This window comes from uncultured Plantibacter sp., assembly GCF_963518075.1.
Taxonomy (GTDB): Bacteria; Actinomycetota; Actinomycetes; order Actinomycetales; family Microbacteriaceae; genus Plantibacter; species Plantibacter flavus_A.
The window spans coordinates 254401-274122 of the sequence record NZ_CAUQHZ010000001.1 but is presented as its reverse complement, the minus strand read 5'-3'; the positions used below and the strand labels follow the sequence as shown (position 1 = coordinate 274122).

At 70.0% G+C, this 19722-nt stretch carries 20 protein-coding genes; 10 read left to right on the top strand and 10 right to left on the bottom strand.

Annotated elements, in window-relative coordinates:
* Positions 1–13: 13 nt before the first annotated feature.
* The gene (locus RWN05_RS01355) at positions 14–826 is read right to left on the bottom strand and encodes an isocitrate lyase/phosphoenolpyruvate mutase family protein (protein WP_314138006.1); all 813 of its coding nucleotides are present in this window, start codon (positions 824–826) and stop codon (positions 14–16) included.
* A gap of 99 nt (positions 827–925) precedes the next feature.
* On the opposite strand from RWN05_RS01355, the gene RWN05_RS01350 reads away from it, so the two are divergent.
* Positions 926–1342 carry a hypothetical protein gene (locus RWN05_RS01350; RefSeq protein WP_314138005.1) on the top strand — a complete coding sequence of 139 codons (417 nt, stop codon included), beginning with the start codon at positions 926–928 and terminating at the stop codon, positions 1340–1342.
* Between the two features lie 21 nt (positions 1343–1363).
* Here the strand turns inward: RWN05_RS01350 and RWN05_RS01345 are convergent, their stop codons facing one another.
* Complete coding sequence (locus RWN05_RS01345; RefSeq protein WP_314138004.1) at positions 1364–2209, bottom strand: helix-turn-helix transcriptional regulator; 846 nt, start codon at positions 2207–2209, stop codon at positions 1364–1366.
* Between the two features lie 100 nt (positions 2210–2309).
* Between RWN05_RS01345 and RWN05_RS01340 the strand changes: the two genes are divergently transcribed.
* Entirely contained in the window at positions 2310–3065 is a 756-nt protein-coding gene (locus RWN05_RS01340; RefSeq protein WP_314138003.1) for an SDR family NAD(P)-dependent oxidoreductase, read from the top strand.
* 60 nt (positions 3066–3125) lie between these two features.
* Here RWN05_RS01340 and RWN05_RS01335 read toward each other — a convergent pair whose 3' ends face one another.
* Together RWN05_RS01335 and RWN05_RS01330 are read right to left on the bottom strand one after the other, a co-directional pair.
* Positions 3126–3668 carry a cysteine hydrolase gene (locus tag RWN05_RS01335; RefSeq protein WP_314138002.1) on the bottom strand — a complete coding sequence of 181 codons (543 nt, stop codon included), beginning with the start codon at positions 3666–3668 and terminating at the stop codon, positions 3126–3128.
* On the bottom strand, positions 3665–4696 hold the full coding sequence (locus RWN05_RS01330) for a zinc-binding dehydrogenase (RefSeq protein WP_314138000.1): 1032 nt from the start codon (positions 4694–4696) through the stop codon (positions 3665–3667). The genes RWN05_RS01335 and RWN05_RS01330 overlap by 4 nt, the downstream gene beginning before the upstream one ends.
* Before the next feature lie 162 nt (positions 4697–4858).
* Here RWN05_RS01330 and RWN05_RS01325 point away from each other — a divergent pair, with 162 nt between their 5' ends.
* A complete protein-coding gene (locus RWN05_RS01325) occupies positions 4859–5470 on the top strand; it encodes a helix-turn-helix domain-containing protein (protein ID WP_314137999.1) in 612 nt (203 codons plus the stop codon).
* Positions 5471–5489: 19 nt separating this feature from the next.
* Here RWN05_RS01325 and RWN05_RS01320 read toward each other — a convergent pair whose 3' ends face one another.
* The gene (locus tag RWN05_RS01320; RefSeq protein ID WP_314137998.1) at positions 5490–7928 is read right to left on the bottom strand and encodes a glycoside hydrolase family 2 TIM barrel-domain containing protein; all 2439 of its coding nucleotides are present in this window, start codon (positions 7926–7928) and stop codon (positions 5490–5492) included.
* Between the two features lie 167 nt (positions 7929–8095).
* Here RWN05_RS01320 and RWN05_RS01315 point away from each other — a divergent pair, with 167 nt between their 5' ends.
* Positions 8096–9154: a LacI family DNA-binding transcriptional regulator gene (locus RWN05_RS01315; RefSeq protein WP_079000793.1), complete on the top strand. Its 1059-nt coding sequence runs from the start codon at positions 8096–8098 to the stop codon at positions 9152–9154.
* Positions 9155–9205: 51 nt separating this feature from the next.
* Here the strand turns inward: RWN05_RS01315 and RWN05_RS01310 are convergent, their stop codons facing one another.
* Positions 9206–10105, bottom strand: coding sequence for an NAD-dependent epimerase/dehydratase family protein (locus RWN05_RS01310; RefSeq protein ID WP_079000795.1), 900 nt, complete (start codon positions 10103–10105; stop codon positions 9206–9208).
* Between the two features lie 65 nt (positions 10106–10170).
* Between RWN05_RS01310 and RWN05_RS01305 the strand changes: the two genes are divergently transcribed.
* On the top strand, positions 10171–10482 hold the full coding sequence (locus tag RWN05_RS01305) for a metalloregulator ArsR/SmtB family transcription factor (protein WP_064295846.1): 312 nt from the start codon (positions 10171–10173) through the stop codon (positions 10480–10482).
* A 73-nt stretch (positions 10483–10555) separates the two neighbouring features.
* On the opposite strand, the gene RWN05_RS01300 is transcribed toward RWN05_RS01305, so the two are convergent.
* Entirely contained in the window at positions 10556–11491 is a 936-nt protein-coding gene (locus RWN05_RS01300) for an alpha/beta hydrolase fold domain-containing protein (protein WP_240555635.1), read from the bottom strand.
* A 177-nt stretch (positions 11492–11668) separates the two neighbouring features.
* Between RWN05_RS01300 and RWN05_RS01295 the strand changes: the two genes are divergently transcribed.
* On the top strand, positions 11669–12163 hold the full coding sequence (locus RWN05_RS01295) for a GNAT family N-acetyltransferase (RefSeq protein WP_137242686.1): 495 nt from the start codon (positions 11669–11671) through the stop codon (positions 12161–12163).
* Positions 12164–12195: 32 nt separating this feature from the next.
* Here the strand turns inward: RWN05_RS01295 and RWN05_RS01290 are convergent, their stop codons facing one another.
* A complete protein-coding gene (locus tag RWN05_RS01290) occupies positions 12196–13089 on the bottom strand; it encodes a DUF808 domain-containing protein (RefSeq protein WP_314137995.1) in 894 nt (297 codons plus the stop codon).
* Positions 13090–13221: 132 nt separating this feature from the next.
* On the opposite strand from RWN05_RS01290, the gene RWN05_RS01285 reads away from it, so the two are divergent.
* The 4 genes from RWN05_RS01285 (at position 13222) to RWN05_RS01270 (ending at position 16448) form a co-directional block, all read left to right on the top strand.
* On the top strand, positions 13222–13623 hold the full coding sequence (locus tag RWN05_RS01285; protein ID WP_079000803.1) for a cupin domain-containing protein: 402 nt from the start codon (positions 13222–13224) through the stop codon (positions 13621–13623).
* Positions 13624–13755: 132 nt separating this feature from the next.
* Positions 13756–14943 carry a hypothetical protein gene (locus RWN05_RS01280; RefSeq protein WP_314137994.1) on the top strand — a complete coding sequence of 396 codons (1188 nt, stop codon included), beginning with the start codon at positions 13756–13758 and terminating at the stop codon, positions 14941–14943.
* 209 nt (positions 14944–15152) lie between these two features.
* The gene (locus RWN05_RS01275; protein WP_314137992.1) at positions 15153–16097 is read left to right on the top strand and encodes an alpha/beta hydrolase; all 945 of its coding nucleotides are present in this window, start codon (positions 15153–15155) and stop codon (positions 16095–16097) included.
* Between the two features lie 90 nt (positions 16098–16187).
* Positions 16188–16448 carry a hypothetical protein gene (locus RWN05_RS01270; RefSeq protein WP_064295852.1) on the top strand — a complete coding sequence of 87 codons (261 nt, stop codon included), beginning with the start codon at positions 16188–16190 and terminating at the stop codon, positions 16446–16448.
* A gap of 40 nt (positions 16449–16488) precedes the next feature.
* Here the strand turns inward: RWN05_RS01270 and RWN05_RS01265 are convergent, their stop codons facing one another.
* Together RWN05_RS01265 and fdhD are read right to left on the bottom strand one after the other, a co-directional pair.
* On the bottom strand, positions 16489–18780 hold the full coding sequence (locus RWN05_RS01265) for an FdhF/YdeP family oxidoreductase (protein WP_314137991.1): 2292 nt from the start codon (positions 18778–18780) through the stop codon (positions 16489–16491).
* Positions 18777–19655: a formate dehydrogenase accessory sulfurtransferase FdhD gene (gene fdhD / locus RWN05_RS01260; RefSeq protein WP_071261361.1), complete on the bottom strand. Its 879-nt coding sequence runs from the start codon at positions 19653–19655 to the stop codon at positions 18777–18779. Before fdhD ends, RWN05_RS01265 begins: the two co-directional genes overlap by 4 nt.
* Positions 19656–19722 lie beyond the last annotated feature (67 nt).

The following is a 19722-nucleotide window of genomic DNA, read 5'->3' as shown; positions in this document are numbered from 1 at the left end:
TCCCGCCGGGGGTTCAGTCCCGGATGAGCTGGTTCAGTGCGGCCCAGCCGAGCGTGGGCGGTGATGCGGGAGCCGCATCGGGAGCCTCGAGCATCGCCGTCGCCCACTGCTGCGCGAGGCTGTAGGCGGCTTCCGCGATCGACGAACCCGCGCTGATACGACTCGCTCCGGCTCTCGCGAGCTCGCTGATCGACAGTGTGCCCGGGCCGAAGGCGACGTTGAGCGGCAGGGTCGTCGCATCGGCGAGCCGCTCGATCGTGTCGGCTCGGAGGGCGCCGAGCACGAAGATCCCGCTCGCGCCGGCCCGTGCATACGCGGCGGCTCGCGTGACCGTCTCGTCGAACCAGCAGTCGCTTCCGATGTCGCCGAGTCGATGCGTGTCGATGCGGGCGTTGATGAAGAGCGGGACCCCCGCGTCGGCTGCGGCGGACCGCGCTGCCGCGATCCGTCGTTCCTGTTCCTCCATCGGGCGCAACGAGTCCTCGAGGTTCACCCCGGAGACGCCCGCGTCGATGCAGGAGGCGATCGTGGTGGCGACCTCGTCCGGTGTCTCCCCGTAGCCGCCCTCGATGTCCGCGGTGACCGGGACGGACACCGACGATGCGATCCGTCGCACCGTATCGAGTGCGACGTCGCGGGTCAGCTCGTTCCCGTCGCGGTGCCCGAGTGACCAGGCGACCCCGGCACTCGTCGTCGCGATGGCGCGGGCGCCGGACGCCAGGACGGCGCGGGCGGAGGCGACGTCCCAGGCGTTCGGCAGGATCAGCGGGTCTCCGGGGACGTGCATCGCCTGCAGGGCGAGCGCGCGTTCGAGCGGTGTGGTCATCAGGCAAGTCCAGCACATCTTCCTTACCGAGCGCGGCGCGCCTGCCCGTATGGTTGACCCGACCGCAGGTGTCCAGCAGTCGTCCCCTAGGAGGTAGCCGTGCGTGTCTTCGGAGTCTTTGCCCTCGTGCTCGCCGCCCTCGGCCTCGTGGTCGCCTCGCTGGTCGTGATCGGCAACCCGGATCTGGCCGCACCCGGTCCGCAACTCCTGCCGTACCAGGCGTACGACTCCTGGCGCTTCACCCTCGGGCTCCTGCTGTGGGGCGCGGGTGTCTGGCTCGCGGTCGGCATCCTCGCGGTGTCGCGTCAGCCGGGGCTCGCCTGGCTCGTGCTGCTGGCGTTCATCCCGCTGCTCGTGGTCGACCTGATCGGCGGCGGCCTGATGCCGAGCTTCGTCCTGGCGCTCCTCGCGGTCGTCGTCCTCGGGCTGGTCATCCCGGTGATCGTCGGGGTCGTCGGCGTCGCGATCGGCGGGGCTGCCCGGCGTCGGAAGCTGCGGACAGCGCCGACGGCCTGAACCGCTCGGCCGGCGCCTCCGCTACCGCGCACCCTCGAAGGTCTGGGTGCCGAGGACGGCGAGGAGCTTGAGCTTGCTTGCGGCCTCGGTGTGCGGCGCGGCCGTGAGGACGAGGAGTGCCTGCGACTGGTCCTCGGTGAACAGGGCCTGACAGTCCAGCTCGATGGGGCCGATCTCTGGGTGGATGAGCACCTTGTGGTCCTCGAAGCGCCGCCCGACCTCGTGCGTCGCCCACAGTCGCCGGAACTCCTCACTGTGCCCGGAGAGTGCCTCGACGATCTCGCCCGCCGGTGACTGCGCCCCCAGGGAGCCGTAGGCCGCACGCAGCGACGCGACCTGCGCTCGGCTCTGCCTGTCCCGGTCCTCGGCGGGGTATCGCTCGCGCTCCTCGTGGTGCAGGAACCAGCGGTAGATCGCGCTGCGTTCCAGACCCCGGTACCGGCTCGCATCACCGAACAGCGCCCGGGCAGGATCGTTCTGGACGAGCGTCTCGCCGAGTGCCGACAGGATGAGCGCGGGTGCGTCGGTGAGCCGGTCGAGGACGCGCAGGAGTGCCGGCGCGACATAGTCGGTCGCTGCGAGACGGGTCGGAGCGTTGTGCCCGGCGATCCGGTACAGGTAGTCGCGTTCCTCGGCACTCAGCCGGAGGGCGCGGGCGAGTGAACCCAGCATCTGGGTGCTCGGCTGTGGACCCCGCTGCTGCTCGAGCCGCGCGTAGTAGTCGGTCGACATCGCTGCGAGCTGCGCGACCTCCTCGCGTCGGAGCCCCGCCGTCCGTCGCCGGGATCCGCTGCTCAGACCGACGTCCGCGGGCTGCAACGTCGACCGGTGTCGGAGGAGGAAGTCGGCGAGCGCTTGGCGATCCATCCCGCCAGTATCCGCCTCCGCGGCCAGGCGATCCAGGGATCGCGGATCCATGGATCGCCGGACCCTGGTGCGGCCGACGTCACCGACGGAGACTCGATGCATGCAGATCACCGGAAACACCGTCTTCATCCCCGGCGCGACGAGCGGCATCGGCCTCGCTCTCGCACGACGCCTCCACGCAGCCGGCAACACCGTCATCATCGGCGGGCGACGCACCGAACTCCTCGAGTCGATCGCAGCCGACGAGCCCGGCCTCCACACCGTGCGGATCGACACGACCGACCCCGCGAGCATCGAAGCCGCGGCGAGGCAGGTCATCGCGGAGCACCCGGAGCTGAACGTGCTCATCACGATGGCCGGCGTCATGCGCGGGGAGGACTGGACCGGTTCCGACTTCGTCGCGACCGCTGAGGAGATCATCACGACGAACGTCCTCGGGCCCATCCGGCTCATCGGTGCGTTCATCGAGCAGCTCCGCAGTCGACCGGACGCGACGATCATGACCGTCTCGTCCGGGCTCGCCTTCACCCCGCTGCGGGTGACGCCGACCTACAACGCGAGCAAGGCGGCTATCCACATGCTGAGCGAGTCCATCCGCCTCCAGCTGGCGGACACGGGCGTCAGCGTTGTCGAGCTCGTCCCGCCGGCCGTCCGCACCTCGCTCATGCCCGGCCAGGAGGAGAGTGACTTCGCGATGCCCCTCGACGCGTTCGCCGACGAGGTCATGGGCCTCATCGAGTCGCAGCCCGACGCCACCGAGATCCAGGTCGAGAACGTCAAGTTCCTCCGCTACGCCGAGGTGCGCGGCGAGTACGACCAGACGGTCGCGATGCTCAACCGCCTCGACCCGCACTAGGCGGACTCAGTCGCCCGGATCTGCACGATCTCCGCCTGAATCCGGGCAGATCCGGGCGACTCAGCCGAGGTCAGACGCACGGATGATCCGGGCAAGTGCGGGGAGGACCCGCGTCATGCTGTGCTCGTGCGCCTCGACCGTGTTGTCCGTGACGGCGTCCTCGACGATCACGACGTCGTACCCGAGGTCGTACGCCTGGCGCGCCGTCGACTCGACGCCGAAGCTCGTCGCGATGCCGACGATGACGACCTCGGTGATGCCGACCTCCCGGAGGTCGTGGTCGACGTCGGGTGCAGCGAGGGCGCTCCAGCTGCGGCGGACGAGGTGGCGGTCACCATCTTGGGCGCCGAGGCCGTCGACCAGCTGCGCGAATCCGTCGGGGAACATCCGTCTACCGGCTCCGTGGCTCGTGCGTCCCGCAGGCGTGCCGTCGACGGTGGCCCACACCACCGGCAGGCCGCGGGACCGGAAGAGGTCGGCGAGTTCACGGACCCGCGGCACGATCTCGTCGATCGCGTGCGCTTTCGGCCCCACCGTGGTGCCGAGCTGGAGATCGAGGACGACCAGGGCGGAGCGGCTCGTGGTTCGCGCGTCGGTGCTCACTCCGCATCGCCGAACGTCACGACGACCTTGTCCGCGGCGCCCGGGGCCGTCGCGAGGGCGATCGCCTCGGCGACGCGCTCGAACGGCACCAGGTCGCTGATGATGCGCCCGTAGCGCTCCCAGGCGGTGACGATGTCGTCGGTGACCTCGAAGATCTCCGTCGGGTACCCCATCGCCATCGTGATGGTGAGCTCCGTCGACAGCAGTGCTCCGAAGTCCACCTCGACCGGCCGCTTGTGCACCGCGACGATGCTGAGTCGCGCACCACGCTTCGCGAGCCGTTGGACGGATTCGATGACCGCGCCGACACCGGCGGCGTCGATGTAGACGTCCGTGCCGGGACGCGAATCGCCGGGCCGGAGCGGAGCGTCACCGTGGAGCTCGATGAGTCGGGCGGCGACGTCCTCCTGCGACGAGTCGATGACCGCGTCGGCGCCGATCTCGAGTGCCTTCTGCAGTCGGCCCGGTTGCACGTCGACCACGACGACGCTTGCGACGCCGCGCAGGGTCAGGTCGATCAGGGCGCCGAGGCCGATGGGCCCGGCGCCGAAGATGACGACGCGGTCCTGCGGTCGCGGGTCCGCGCGGTTCACCGCGTGGCGGGCGACGGCCATCGGTTCGTTGAGGGCCGCGACCTCGAAGGGGATGTGGGGTGGGACGACCGCAAGGCTCGTGCCGAGGACGGCCTCCTCGATGAGCAGGTACTCGGAGAGCCCGCCCGTCGCGCCGCCGTTGCCGATGATGCCGGTCGGTGCCGCCATGGGGTTCACGACGACGTGGTCGCCCACGGCGATCCCCCTGACCTCGGATCCGACCTCGACGACCTCACCGGCGACCTCGTGCCCGAGCGGGGTCGCGCCCTGTCGAGGAGGAATGCCCCCGATCGACACGTAGAAGCCGTCGGATCCGCAGATTCCGCACGCGCGCACGCGCAGGAGGACGTCCCGTGGGCCAGGCGTCGGGCGGTCGATCGTCTGTACCTCGTACGCCCCGGGCCCGGTCACCACGACCGATTGCATCTCCACCATCTCGTCTCCCTCATCGACCGCGGTCGTTCGCCGCGACATCGTGTCCGACCCACTCGGGTCGATGAGAACAAACTAGCCGATCGGCTACTTAGTGCAACACCAACCGGCGAATTCTCGGCTACCGTCGAGGGACGAGCTCTCGACCGGACCCGGAGGTGGACCATGGTGGCTCTGAGTGATGCGGACGGGTCCGCACCTGCTCCCCGCCGTCGCTCACCCCGGGGGCAGGGACGTGCGCGACTCCTCGACGCGGCGACGGACCTGTTCGCCGAGCAGGGGGTGAGCGCGACGTCGCTGCAGGCGATCGCAGACCGTCTCGGGGTCACGAAAGCGGCGGTCTACCACCAGTTCTCGTCGAAGGAGGCGATCGTCCTCGCGGTCGCCGAGCCGATCATCGAACGACTGCGATCCATCGCCGACCGGGCGGAGGCGCTCGATGAACCGGCGTCCGTGGCTGCGGTCATCGAGGGGCTGGTCGATTTGGTGATCGACGAGCGCGGTATCGCCGCCGTCGTCCGGCTCGATCCGGCGATGGTCCGTACGCTCGACGACCACGAGCCCTACCGACGGCAGATCGCGCGGATCGACCGCCTCCTGCTGGGGCCCGATCCGACCGTCGGGCGTCGCATCGCCTTCGGCTTCGCGGGTGGCGGCATCATGGCGGCCGGGTCCCTCGCCGCGCTCGACGAGGTGCCCACCGATGTGCTGCGCGCCGAACTCATCGATGCCATGACCCGCGCACTGAACCTCGACGACGGCTCGGCGGCGTCCTGAGGTCCGCGATGACGCGGTATCAGCAGGTCGCCGCTTCGAGGTCGACGACGACGTCGTCGAGGCCTGCACCGCTCACCGTCACGGTGATGGCGCCGGCCCGGCTCGGCCGGACGATCGCCAGCGCCCGTCCGTCGAACGTGGTGCGCGTGGTCGCGTCGAAGCGCTCGGTCGTCTTCGGGGCACCGGTTCCGAAGCCCGCGAGCCGACCCGCGCCCGTGACGCTGACCGAGACCTCGCGGTCGGCGCCGCTCACCAGGACGCCGGCCGCGTCACGCAGCTCGATCGCGATGAAGGCGAGATCGGTGTCGTCGGCGCGGAGTGTCGTCCGGTCTGCGGTCGCCACGAGTCTGGTCGGGCCGGTGGCGGAGACGAGCGCAGTGCGGCCGACCTCCGCGCCCGAGCGGAACGCGACTGCCTCGAGCATGCCCGGCCGGTAGACGGTCTCGAGCTCGGCGAGCTTCGGCCGGCGTCCACCCACCGGGCCCCGCGCCACCTCGACTCCGTCGAGCAGCAGGGCCACCTCGTCGGCGTCGGCGGCGACCTCGACCGTCACCGGCGCGCCCTCGAAACCGGGCCACGTCCACGAGTCGACCGAGTCGCTCCACGCCCACGGGGACTGCATCGTGATCGTCTGCCCGTGCCGTTCCGGTCGGAGCACCGCGATGGCCGGCTCGGACCGCAGACCGAAGACGATCTCCCGGTAGTGCGACACCGGCCGCCGCCAGCCGGTGATGTCGAAGTCGCCGCACCACGCGGTGAGGTAGGGGAACTCGCGCTCGAGTGCGCCGTTCGACTCGGGGTCCTCGGCGTAGGAGGTCGCACCGATGCCGACCTCGCCGAGGTAGTCCCAGCCGGTCCAGGTGAAGTCGCCGATGACGTTCGGGTTCGCCTCGACGAGCGGCCAGAGGTCGCCGATCTGGGTCGGAAAGGTCTCCGAGCCGACGATCACGCGGTGCGGGAACCGCTCGGCATCACTCGCGTAGCGGCCGTCCGCGTAGTTGAGGCCGAGGACGTCGAGGGCTGCACTGGACTCCTCGGTGCGCGTCGTGACGGCGTCGGAGGAACCGATGAGGCTCATCATGTTCGCGCCCGCTTCGCCCATCAGCTCGTTCAACCCCTGGTCCGACGCCATGATGCCGTCCAGATCGTCGAGCACGGCCAGGGTCGCGTTCACGCCGTTCGTCACCAGGCGCGTCGGATCCAACGCGCGCACGTGCTCGGCGAGTTCCCGCGCCTGGATCGCGCCGTGCGGGGTCCCGACCTCGACGATCTCGTTGCCGATCGAGTACATGATCACGCTCGGATGGTTCATGTCCTTCGCCACCATCGACTCCAGGTCGGCCCGCCACCACTGCGCGAAGTCGAGGGAGTAGTCGTGGTCCGTCTTGCCCCGGCCCCACATGTCGAAGGCCTCGTCCATGACGAGCATGCCGATGCGGTCGCAGGCGTCGAGCATGGCTGGTGACGCCGGATTGTGGGCCGCCCGGATCGCGTTGAAGCCGGCGTCCTTGAGGAGCTGGACACGCCGTTCCTCGGCGCGCGCGATCGACGCTGCACCGAGCGGACCGTTGTCGCTGTGGATACAGGCGCCGCGGAGGAGCACCGGCTCGCCGTTGATGCGGAGACCTTTCCGCGGGTCGACCGTGACCGTGCGGATGCCGTGGACCGTGCGGACGACGGCCGCCTCGTCGGCGGGCCGGTCGTCGACCTCGAGCGATGTCCGCGCCGAGTACAGCGCCGGTGAGTCGACGCTCCACAGGGCCGGGTCCGGCACGTACAGCCGCTGGCGGATGAGCGCGCTACCGCCTGGCGCGACGGTGACCGGCGTGCGCTCGCCCTCGACCACGCTTCCGTCGGGGCCGGCCAGTTCCGTCGCGAGGACGCGCGCACTCCTGGTGAGACCCCGGTTGACGACGGTCGTCGCCACCTCGAGCACCGCCTGGTCGTCCTCGATCCGGACCGTCGTGATGCGGACGCCGTCGGGCTCGACGTGCGTGGGTTCGTCGACATGGAGGAGGACCGGGCGGTGGAGGCCGGCGCCCGCGTACCAGCGGGAGTCCTGTCCTGCGCGGGTCTCGATGCGCAGCGTGTTCGTCTCGCCGAAGCGGAGAAACGGGGTGAGCTCGACGAAGAAGCGCGCGAAGCCGTCGGCACGATTGCCGGCGAACTCGTCGTTGAGATACACCATCGCGTGTCGGAACGCGCCCTGGACCTCGAGCCGGACGATGCGACCGGACCACTCGGCGGGGACCTCGAAGGTCTTGACCTGGCTGAAGGCGCCGGCGGGGAAGTAGGCGGCCCCTCCCTTGGCGGGTACTTCCGGCGAGCGCTCGGCGTCGCGCAGGGCGTCGTGCGGGAGGGTCACGGTCAGCGAGTCGTCCGCACCGCCCTGGACGGCGGCGAACGGGCCTCGGGGTGCGCGGACGATCCAGTCGGCGGTGAACGGGATGGTGGTCATGACGTGCTCCAGTGCAGATCGGGGTGACGAAAGTCTTTCGGCGTCGCGCGCCGTGATTTCGACGGTAAGTGAGGCCGAGTGACATCGTCAACGCGTCGACTCGAAACAGTTTCGCTAGGCTGGGCGCGACCGACGGCTGCCCGCTGCGGGACGAGGGAGGGGACTCCATGGCACGAACGCCGATGACGGGTCCGACGCTGGCATCGATCGCGGAGCACGCCGGAGTCTCGATCGCGACCGTCTCGAAGGTGATCAACGGTCGGTCGGGCATGTCCGAGGCGACCCGTGCCCGGGTCGAGGTGGCCGTGCGCGAGCTCGGGTACCGCCCGACACCCCGGTCGATCCCCGGTGCTCCACGAAGCATCCACGTCGTGTTCGACACCCTGCACAGCGTCTACTCCCTCCGTGTCCTCGACGGCATGGTCGCCGCGGCACAGCGGTCGGACATCGACCTCGTGACGCGGGTGCTGTCGCCCGGTTCCGGATTCGGTTCCACGGATGCGACCGGAGACGAGGTGGCGCTCGACCGCGGCTTCGTCGACGGCGTCGCGGCGCGAGGTGCGATCGGCATGATCGTCGTCACGACCCCCATCGCCGCCGACGTCGTCGACGCGTGCCTCGACGCGGGCATCGCGCTCGTCGCGGTCGACTCGCCTGATCCGCTCGACCGCTCGGTCGCGAGTATCGGCTCGAGCCACGCCGCCGGCGGGCAGCAGGCGGTCGAGCACCTGCTCGATCTCGGCCACCGGCGGATCGCCTTCGTCGGAGGGAACCCGGCGAATCCGGGCCTGAGGGCGCGCGCCGTCGGGTACCGCGAAGCACTTCGCGGGGCCGGCATCCCGCTCGATCCGGACCTCGTCTCCGAGGAGGGGATGGGGACCGCCGGGGACGCCGTCGCGCGCATGCTGGCCAGCTCGGATCCGCCGACCGCCGTGTTCGCGTCCAACGACGCCGACGCCTTCGCGGTCGTGCGCACCGTCTTGCGGGCCGGACTTCGGGTGCCGGAGGACGTGAGCGTGGTCGGTTACGACGACACCTACTCGGCGATGCTGACCGTTCCGCTCCTGACGACCGTCCACACCTCGATGCGCGACATCGGCCGGGCGGCGGTCGACACCGCCCTCCGCCTGCATGCCGGCGAGCGGCCGTTCTCCCATCACCTCGAGCTCGCGACGACGCTCATCGCGCGGGAGTCGACGGGGCCGGTCCCGCCCTCGACGCCCTGAGTTGCCCGAATCTGTGCGTTTCGGCCCGAATTTCGAGCAGTTTCGGGCGACTCAGCGGGACGAGCGCGACAGGCGGAGGTCGTGGAGCGTGAAGCGGCCGACGGGGAGCGCGGCACGGATCCGGGACTCGTCGAAGCGGCGTGAGGGACGGAGGTCCGCAGGGAGTTCCGGTGCCGGTGGAGCCGCCTCGCTCACCCCTTCGGCCAGCATCTGCGCCTGCGCCTTCGCCACGAGCGGCGTCTTCATGAGGCGTTCCGCCGCGCGTGCGAGCAAGCGGATCGTCCAGACGGGGACCGGGACGTACAGCGGGCGGCGTCCGGCCACGTGCGCGATCCGGCGCACGGCCGCACCCAGCTCGAGTTCCTCGGCGCCCATGACCGCGACGGTCGGCTCCGGCACCCGGCCCTCGAGCGCTGCGACGAGGACGTCGACGGCGTCCGCGACCGGCACCGGACGCACGCGGCGTTCGCGGTAGCCGACGGTCGCGAACACCGGGAAGGTGCGGACGGCCTTGGTGACGTGATCGACCATGTGGTCGCCTGCGCCGTAGATCATGCCGAACTTGAGGACGGTGTGCGCGATACCCGAGCCCCGCACGATCTCCTCGGCAGCCCACTTCGTCTCGTGGTACCCGGAGCCGCAGTCGGGGCGCGCGCGGAGGAAGCTCACCAGGACGATCCGACCGACGCCGACGCGACGGGCCGCGTCCACGACCGCCCGGGTGCCGTCGACATGCACGCGCTGGAAGGTCTGATCACCGAGCTCGCGGTTGATCCCGGCGCAGTGCGCGACCGCGTCGCAGTCGGCGAACGCGGCGGTCAACGCCTCGACGTCGTCGATCTCCACGCCGGTGCGTCGGGAGACGACGACGATCTCGTGTCCGTCGTGCCGCAGCCGCTCGACGAGGTGCCGTCCGACGAACCCGGTCCCACCGGTGATGGCCACTCGCATGCTGTCTCCTTCGCTTGTTAGCAATATAGCGAAACTGTATATCGCAATTGTGCTAGATTGCAAACATGGCAGATACGGCGTCGGACATCTTCGCCGCGCTCGCTCACCCGACGCGACGGCAGATCCTGCAGGACCTCAAAGACGGTGAGCTCGCCGCGGGGGAGATCGCCGCACGCTTCGACGCCACCGGTCCGACCATCTCCAGGCACCTGAGCGTCCTGCGCCAGGCCGGCCTCGTCTCGGAGCGCCGCGACGCGAACCGCATCCTCTACTCACTCGTCGGTGAGCGCCTCGCTCTCTCGGTTGGCGACTTCCTGTCCACCGTGTGCCCGGAGCAGATGGTCCTGCGTGAGGTCCGAAAGCGCCGGACCGCGTAGCCTGGTCTCGATCCGGCCCTGAGTCGCCCGAACGTGTTCGATTCCGCCGCGATCTCGAGCCGTTTCGGGCGACTCAGCGCAGCCCGCGCGTGACGCTGTGGACGATCGTCTGCGTGGCGGCCTGTCCGGCACGGGTCGGCAGCAGTGCCCAGACGTGGAACTGTCCGGCGCCCTCGTGGTAGTCGACCATGACGCCGGCCGCTTCGGCTCGTTCGACGAGCACCTCGGCATCGGGGTTGAGGACGTCGCGGGTCCCGCTCAAGACCGTGAGCGGCCCGAGCCCGGCGAGGTCGCCGAAGAGCGGACTCACGGTCGGATCGGTGATGTCCAGATCGCCGCGCCAGTGCTCCGCGAACACGCGTCCGCCGGGCGTCGCCAGCCAGGGGTCACTCGGCTGCACGAGGGGGATCCGCGGGTTGCTCCAGGTGAGGTCGAGCGCCGGTGACAACAGGGTGGTCATCGGTAGGACGACGCCCTCGTCCCGGAGTCGGAGCGCAGCCGACAGTGCGATCTGACCGCCGGCCGAGTCGCCCGCGAGGACGGTCGGCCCGTGCCGCTCGATGCTGCGCCGGACCAGCTCGACGACGCCGGTCTGTGCCTCGGCCGCCGTGCCGTAGGGCACGAGCGGGTAGATCGGGAGTGTGACCACGGCGCCGGTCTCCGCGGCGATGGTGGCGGCCAGCGTCCAGTGCTGCGGTGCTATCTCGCCGACCCAGCCGCCGCCGTGCGCGTACACGACCCCGCCGATCGTCGGTCGCCGCGTGGGGGACACGGTGTACACCGGCCAGTCTCCGACACGTTCGACGTCGACCCGGACATCGCTTCGGAGGGTGCCGGGTGGACCGTAGGACACCGGCCTGAGGGTGCGCTCCCGGATCCGGCGGCGCGCTCCGGCCTCGCTGACGAAGGCCCGGTTCGCCCGGATGAGTCGGAGGGCGGGGCCGACGACGACGCCTGGGATGGTGAGCACGGTGCCTCCGCGGTTGACGGGTTCTCTGGGGATCGCCACGCTAGCAGCGCAGGCTGGGCAGGAGTCCCCATCGCCGCTCTGCTCTGTCGCTGCGGGGCCGGATCCTTGGCGGGGCCGGATCGCCCTTGGCGGGGCCGGTGCGGATTTCGCGTGGGACACTGGCAGACGGCGTCGACGTGCCGATCGCGCCGCAGCAGCCCGTCCCGAAGGAACCGCATGCCCGAGCTGAACCCCGTCGTCATCGAGCGAGTCGCCTGGGACGACGAGCGGGCCGTGCGGCTCCGCGCCGCGATGGACGAGGAGATGGGTGCGCGGTACGCATCGGCCTGGGAGGACTGGGACCCGGCGGCCGCCGAGCGAGCGCTGACCGCGTTCACCGTCGATCCTGCCGACATCAGCGCGACCTTCCTGGCCCTCATCGACGGCGAGCCGGTCGGCCACGCCGCCCTGCGCCGACTGCACGGCGAATGGGAGCTCAAGCGCGTCGTCACCCTCCCGGCTCACCGCGGCCGGGGTGTCTCGAAGCGCCTGATCACCGCCGTCGAGGACACCGCCCGTGCCGAGGGGGCGTCCCGACTCATCCTGCAGACCGGCGACCGCCAGCCCGAGGCCGTGCGGCTCTACGAGTGGCTCGGCTACGAACCCATCCCGATCTACTCGCCGTACGAGGTCATCCCGATGTCGCTCTGCTACGCCCGCCCGCTCCGCTGACGCTCAGCAGCTCAGCAGCTCGGCTGTCGCCGCTAGTGAGCTGCCTTCGCGGGCTGGTTCCGTGACCGCAGGCGCGAGATTCCGGTCACGATCGCGACGACGATCAGGCCGAGGACGAGTCCGAACACGGCGGACATCGCGGTGTCGGCGACCCAGACGACGACCGGTCCGGCGGCCTCGATCGCGTGGGTGACGACGTGCAGGAGGTCGTACGGTCCGTGCCAGAACGTCTCGGCGAGGTTCGCGATCACGAGGTGGCCGCCGACCCAGAGCATCGCGACCGTGCCGACGATGCTGATGACGCGGAAGACCGCGGGCATCGACGCGACGATCCGTGCACCGGTGCGGCGGACGCCGCGTGACGGGTTCTTCATGAGCCGGAGTCCGATGTCGTCGATCTTCACGAGCAGGGCGACCGCGCCGTAGACGACCGCCGTCATGACGAGGCCGATGACGAGGAGGGCGCCCAGCGTCATCCAGATGCCGAGCCCCGAGTCGAGGCTGGCGAGGGAGATGAGCATGATCTCCGTGCTGAGGATGAGGTCGGTGCGGACGGCCCCGGAGACGAGCTTCTTCTCGTCGCGGACGTCCTCCTCCGCCTCGGCGTGGTGCATGCCGAACCACTCCATGACCTTCTCCGCACCCTCGAAGCAGAGGTAGGTGCCTCCGACGATGAGGAGGAACGGCAGCACCCAGGGGGCGAACGCCGTGAGCAGCAGGGCGATCGGGATGATGATGACGAACTTGTTGATGAGGCTGCCGCGGGCGATCCGCCACACGACCGGCAGCTCCCGAGCGGGGGTGAGCCCCTGCACGTACTGCGGGGTGACGGCCGCATCGTCGATGACGATGCCGGCGGTCTTCGCACTCGCCTTGAGGGCTGCGCTGAGGATGTCATCGACAACGGCGAGCAGGCCGACCGACATGTGCTTCTCCTTGGCTCGGGGTCACACCGCTGCGGGCTCTGCGGGGACGGAGTCCACAGTACTGTCGTGATCGCCGAAGGGTGTACTGCTGGACACTCCCTCGCCGACGTGCACGGCCGTAGCGTCGTCCGTATGCAGATCCAACCGAAACCCGCGACGATCAAGAACCCCGCCGAGCAGTTCACCGGCGATGTCTACCTCGACCTGCTGGCCGCGCCGCAGCAGGACGGCCAGCACATGGTGGTCGCGAAGGTGCGGTTCCTCCCCGGCGCCCGCACCGCATGGCACTCCCATGCCAACGGGCAGACCCTCCACGTCACCGAGGGAGTCGCCCTCATGGGCACGCGCGACGGTGCCGTTCTCGTCGTCCGGCCGGGCCAGACGGTCTACACCCCACCCGGCGAGGAGCACTGGCACGGAGCCACGCCCGACGACTACATGGAGCACCTCGCGATGTTCGAACAGGCGGACGACCCGGCAATGAGCACGACCTGGCTCGAGCACGTCGCCGAAGCCGACTACCACCGCCCCTGACCGACTGCCCGACCGCGGCCCCGCTTCTCCGTTGTGGAGAAGCGGGCGTCCTCCCCGGAGGTAGGGAGGCCTCCCTTCCATGCGGATGCCACCCCGGTACTGTTGGCACTCACGACAGATTGGGGATTTCGAATGGTCGAGACCACACCGCGCCGCTCACGGTCGGCCGTGCTCGCGCTGACCTTGACGATCGGAACGCTCGTCGCAGCGGCGATCATCGGCGGATACTTCATCATCGTCGGCGATCAGGCCGACATCGCCGGGCGGGTCTGGCTCACGCTGCTGCTGCTCGCGGCCTTCGTCGGTGCCGTGTCGCTCGACGCCGCAGCCGGCCACGGGCCCAACAAGTGGTACCTCGCGGTGTCGACGTTGGTGAACATCTTCCTCGTCACCGTCGGCCTCCTGAAGCTGTGGAACGGGTGGCTCCAGCCGCCGAACACCTCCGACGGGTTCGTCTGGTCCACGCAGATCATGCTGTTCCTCGGCATCCTCATCATCGTGCGTCTGGCGCTCATCATCATCCAGGTGTACTTCCTCCACTTCGTCACCCGCGCCACGTCCACCGTGGTCAGGGCCACCGGCATCGTGACGATCGCGCTGATCATCGCCACGGTCCTCGTGCTCGTGCTGCCCATGGCGTTCCCCGAGGGCACTTGGGCGGATTGGTGGTGGCGCATCGCAGCGGCCACGACGCTCGCTGCGGCGATCTCCGCCGTGATCCCCGTCATCGTCCGGGCGTTCTCGCCGAAGCCGGAGGGCGAGCGGGTGACCTACGGGCAGCAGCCGTACCGCCCGGAGGTGTACCAGCAGGCCGCACCCGGCTACCCGGTTCAGAGCTATCCGGGGCAGCAGGGATACCAGGGCCAGCAGTTCTACCCGGGACAGCAGCCGCAGCAGTCGTATCAGGCCCAGCCGTACCCGCAGCCGCCGCGCCAGGGGCAGCAGCAGCCGTACGGCGGCCAGCCGAACCCCGGCCAGTACGGGCAGGGGCACCCCGGGCAGGGCTACCAGGGGCAGCCGTACCAGGGGCAGCCGTACCAGGGGCAGCCCGCACCGCAGCAGCCCACCCCGCCGCAGCCGGGCCAGCAGTGGCCCACGCCGTCCTGGCAGGGCTCCGCGCCCGGCCAGCCTGCTCCGGCACAGCCCGCGCCGCAACAGTGGGGGCCTCCGCAGCCGCAGGTCCCGTCGTCGCCGGTTCCGCCCGCGCCTCCGCAGCAGGACCAGCAGCGTCCGCAGGAGTCCCGCCCTCCGCAGGAGCCGAAGCAGCCGACGGAGCCGCAGCAGCCGGCGCAGCCGCAGAGCCCGCCGCCCTCCGAGTAGGCGAACCGACCACGAGCCGGCTGGAAGCCGACCGCTTCCAGCCGGCTCCGTCGTCGGTCGCACTCGAAGCCGGGCTCCACTGGCGCACAACTGCGTAGCCGCGTCGGGCACGTCTTCGCCCAGCGGCGGATGTGGCGATGCGCTCGCTCCGTGAGTATGGAATCGGCGCGGTGCGACCGCCCGCCGCCGACTCCTCACGATGGGTGACGATGCGCAAGCTCCTGAAGGTTCCACTGATCTCGATCGCCACGATCGCCGGCCTCGTCGCAGCGGGCCTCGCGACGACGAGCATCGTGAACGCCGTCGCGAGTTCGTCGGAAGCGGGCGAACTGCAGCCCTATGGGCAGTTGGTCGACGTCGACGGCAAGGACATGAACGTCGTCATCAGTGGTTCCGGCGCCGAGACGATCGTCCTGCTGCCCGGGCAGGGCACCGCGGCACCCGGCCTCGACTTCGAGCCGCTCGTCGACGAGCTTCGCGACCAGTACCGGGTGGTGGTCGTCGAGCCGTTCGGCTACGGCCTCAGTGATCAGACGGACGTGCCCCGGACCTCGGCCAACATCGCCGGCGAGGTGCACGCCGCCCTGCAGCACCTCGGCATCGACCGCTACGTCCTCGCCGGACACTCGATCGCCGGTGTCTACGCCCTCGAGTATCTGGAGCGGTTCCGCGCCGAGGTGACGGCGTTCATCGGGATCGACACGAGCGTCCCGACCCAGCCCGGAAGCGACGAGTCGACGCCGACGGACGGGGTCGAGGCGCTGCAGGCGCTCGGCATCCTCCGCCTGCTCACCGCCATCGCGCCGGACCCGTACGAGGGCCTCCCGTACGACGCCGCCACGAAGCGCCAACTCGCGATCCTGACGAACCGCAATGCGATGTCGCCGACGCTGCTCGACGAGATCGCCCACACGCCCGGCAACTTCCAGGCGGCCCGATCCCAAGCGTTCCCGGCCGACCTGCCGATCCTCATGTTCGTCGTCGGCGACGACCCGGAACTCTCCGACTGGGTGCCCCTCCACGAGGAGCAGCTCGCCGGAGTCGAGCGGGGTGAGCTCGTCCGACTCGACGGCGGCCACTACCTGCACCACACCGAGGCGACGGTGATGGGCGAGGACATCGAGCGGTTCCTCGCCGACACGCCGGGAGACTGAATCCCCGGCCGATCCGGGCTGGCGTGTCGTCGGATGTCGGGTTAGGCTCACTCTCTATCGAACGTATGTTCGAACGACGGGAGGCCACGCATGTTGATCACGAGCACCGAGATCGCGGTCTGGACGACGCCGGCAGGCGTGCCGGAGCGACTGTTCTGGGATGGAGCCCGGTACCTCGTCACCGACACCCCGACCCCGCTCGAGCCGAACGTCTCGTTCGTCACCCATCCGCCCGCGGCGACCCCCGCCTGGCGGTTCCAGGCGACCGCTGCAGACGGCCGGTCCTTCGTCTTCGACATCCGACTCGATGCCGCGCGCGGACGCTGGCAACTCCTCCGAGCGTACGAATGAACCGCTCAGACCGTCGCCCGGGTCGACGTCGCTCCGGCTGTCAGGCCGCCGGCTGCAACCGCACCACGATCGCCTTCGAGACCGGGGTGTTGCTGCGGTCGGCCGTCGAGTCGAGCGGGACGAGGACGTTCGCCTCGGGGAAGTACGCCGCGGCGCATCCGCGAGCGGTCGGGTAGGAGACGACGCGGAAGCCGCGGAGCTCCCGATCCGGCTGCCCGGCCCACTCGCTGAAGACGTCCACCGTCTGCCCGTCCTCCAGGCCGATGTCGCGGAGGTCGTCCGGGTTGACGAAGACGACGTTCCGGCCCTTCTTGATGCCGCGGTACCGATCGTTCAGGCTGTAGATCGTCGTGTTGAACTGGTCGTGTGAACGCAGGGTCTGCAGGAGCAGCCGACCGGGCGGGCAGTGGATCGGTTCGAGCTCGTTGACCGTCAGCAGGGCGCGACCCTCGGGGTTCGTGAACGTGCGGGAGTCCCGCGGCCCGTTCGGCAGGACGAAGCCGTCCTCGCGGCGGATCTGCTCGTTGTACCCCTCGCAGCCCGGCACGACCCGTCCGATGTGATCGCGGATCGTGTCGTAGTCGTCCTCGAACGCCTGCCAGGCGATGCCCGAGTCCTCGCCGAGCGTCGCTCGCGCGAGGCGCGTGATGATCGCGACCTCGGAGAGCAGACCGGGCGCTGCCGGCGGGATGCGGCCGTGCGAGGCGTGGACAGCGCACACCGAGTCCTCCACGCTGACCATCTGCGGCCCGCTCGCCTGCAGGTCGATCTCGGTGCGCCCGAGGGTCGGCAGGATGATCGCCGCCTCGCCCGTGACCGCGTGCGAGCGGTTGAGCTTCGTGGAGATCTGCACGGACAGCTGCGTTCCACGGATCGCGGCCTCGGCGGCGGCGGTGTCGGAGATCGCCGCGACGAAGTTGCCGCCGAGCGAGAGCCAGGTGCGGACCTCGCCCCGCTGCATCGCTCGGATCGCGTTCACCGCGTCGACCCCGTGCTCCCGCGGCATCGGGACCGCGAACTCACGCTCCATGGCGGCGAGGAAGGACTCGGGCATCTGCTCCCAGATACCCATCGTCCGGTCGCCCTGCACGTTGCTGTGCCCGCGGATCGGCGACGCACCGGCGCCGGGCTTGCCGATGTTCCCGCGGAGGAGGAGCAGGTTGATGATCTCCTTGATCCCGTTGACCGCCGCCTTGTGCTGGGTCAGACCCATGGCCCAGGTGACGATCGTCGCGTTCGACGCGATGTAGCGCTCGGCGAGTTCGTCGATCTGCTCGCTCGTGAGGCCGGTCGCCTCGAGCACCGCAGCCTCGTCGAGGTCGGCCAGGTGGGCCGTCAGCTCCTCGAGTCCGAGGCAGTGCTCGGCGAGGAACGCGTGGTCGAGGATCGTCCCCGGAGCCGCCGCCTCGGCCTCCAGGACTCGCTTCGAGACCGCCTGCAGCAGCGCCATGTCGCCGCCGAGCCGGATCTGCAGGAACTGGTCGGAGATGACCGTGCCGCGCCCGACCATGCCGCGGACCGTCTGCGGGTTCTTGTACCGCTCGAGCGCCGCCTCTGGCAGCGGGTTCACCGAGACGATCGTCGCGCCCGCCTGCTTCGCGTCCTCGAGCGCCGTGAGCATGCGGGGATGGTTCGTGCCCGGGTTCTGGCCCATCACGATGATGAGGTCGGCCTGCTCGAAGTCCTCGTACCGGATGGTCGACTTCCCGACGCCGATGACCTCGCCGAGCGCCGTGCCGGTGGACTCGTGGCACATGTTCGAACAGTCGGGGAGGTTGTTGGTCCCGAAGGCGCGAACGAAGAGCTGATAGACGAACGCCGCCTCGTTCGACGCCCGGCCGCTCGTGTAGAACACGGCTTCGTCGGGGGACTCCTGACCGCGCAGCTGCTCGCCGACGATGGCGAACGCCTCGTCCCAACTCACCGGCCGGTAGTGGTCCGAACCGGCCGGCTTGTAGACGGGCTCCGACAGTCGCCCCTGCATGCCGAGCCAGTACTCCGATTTGTCGGCGAGATCGGTGAGCGAGTGTTCGGCCCAGAAGGCGCTCGGGATGACGACCGGCGTCGCCTCCCAGATGACGGCCTTCGCGCCGTTCTCGCAGAACTCGAGCTTCTTGCGGTCGTCCGGGTCGGGCCAGGCGCAGCTCATGCAGTCGAAGCCGCCGCGCTGGTTGATCGAGGTGAACAGCTCCGCGGTCCGCTTCGGCCCGAGTTGCCGGAGGGCGGGCTCCATCGAGTGCAGGATGCCGGGCAGGCCGACGGCGACGTGCTTCGGTTGGCTGACCTCGATGTCGGCGTCCGTGACGTCCTCGACGGGCGGTTCGGCGCTCATGCGTTCGCTCCGGTCTGGAGTGCTGCTGGTGCCGAGCCTTCGGCCGGGTCGGCGAGTCGACGTGCTCCGCTGTAGACGACCATCGAGTCGCCACGGAGGAAGCCGACGAGCGTCATCCCGAGTTCGGTGGCCAGTTCGGCGGCGAGCGACGACGGAGCGGAGACTGCTGCGAGCATCGGGATGCCGGCCATCGAGGCCTTCTGCGTGAGCTCGAAACTCGCGCGACCCGACACCATCAGGACCATGGAGCGGAGCGGGAGCAACCCCTCCTTCGCCGCCCATCCGACGACCTTGTCGACGGCGTTGTGTCGGCCGACGTCCTCGCGGAGGACGAGCATCTCGCCGGTCCGGGCGTCGAACAGGCCTGCGGCGTGCAGACCGCCGGTGCGCTCGAAGACCGCCTGCTGTGCCCGGAGGCGGTCGGGGAAGGTCACCAGGAGCGCCGGATCGAGGCGAAAGTCGTCGTCCGCGACGGAGTACCGCGAACTCGTCCGGACGGCGTCGATGCTCGCCTTGCCGCAGAGGCCGCACGAGCTGGTGGTGAAGAAGTTCCGTTCCAGGCTCGGATCCGGAGCGGGAACGCCGGGCGAGAGGGCGACGTCGAGCACGTTGTACGTGTTGACACCTTCGTCCGTCGCGCCGGCGCAGTACCGCGCGGTCCGGACGTCGTCACCCCGACCGATGACGCCCTCAGAGACGAGGAAGCCGATCGCGAGGTCGACGTCGTGGCCGGGCGTCCGCATCGTGATGGCGAGCGAACGACCACCGACGCGGATCTCGAGCGGCTCCTCGACGGCGAGGACGTCCTCGCGGGTGCGTGCGGGCTGCCCCACCGTGATGCGGGTGACGCGTCTGCGCGCCGTGATGCGAGTCATGGCTCATGGCTATCACCACCATCGGACGAGGGCAAGGTGCCTCACCGGATCCGCAGCCGCCTCGGGG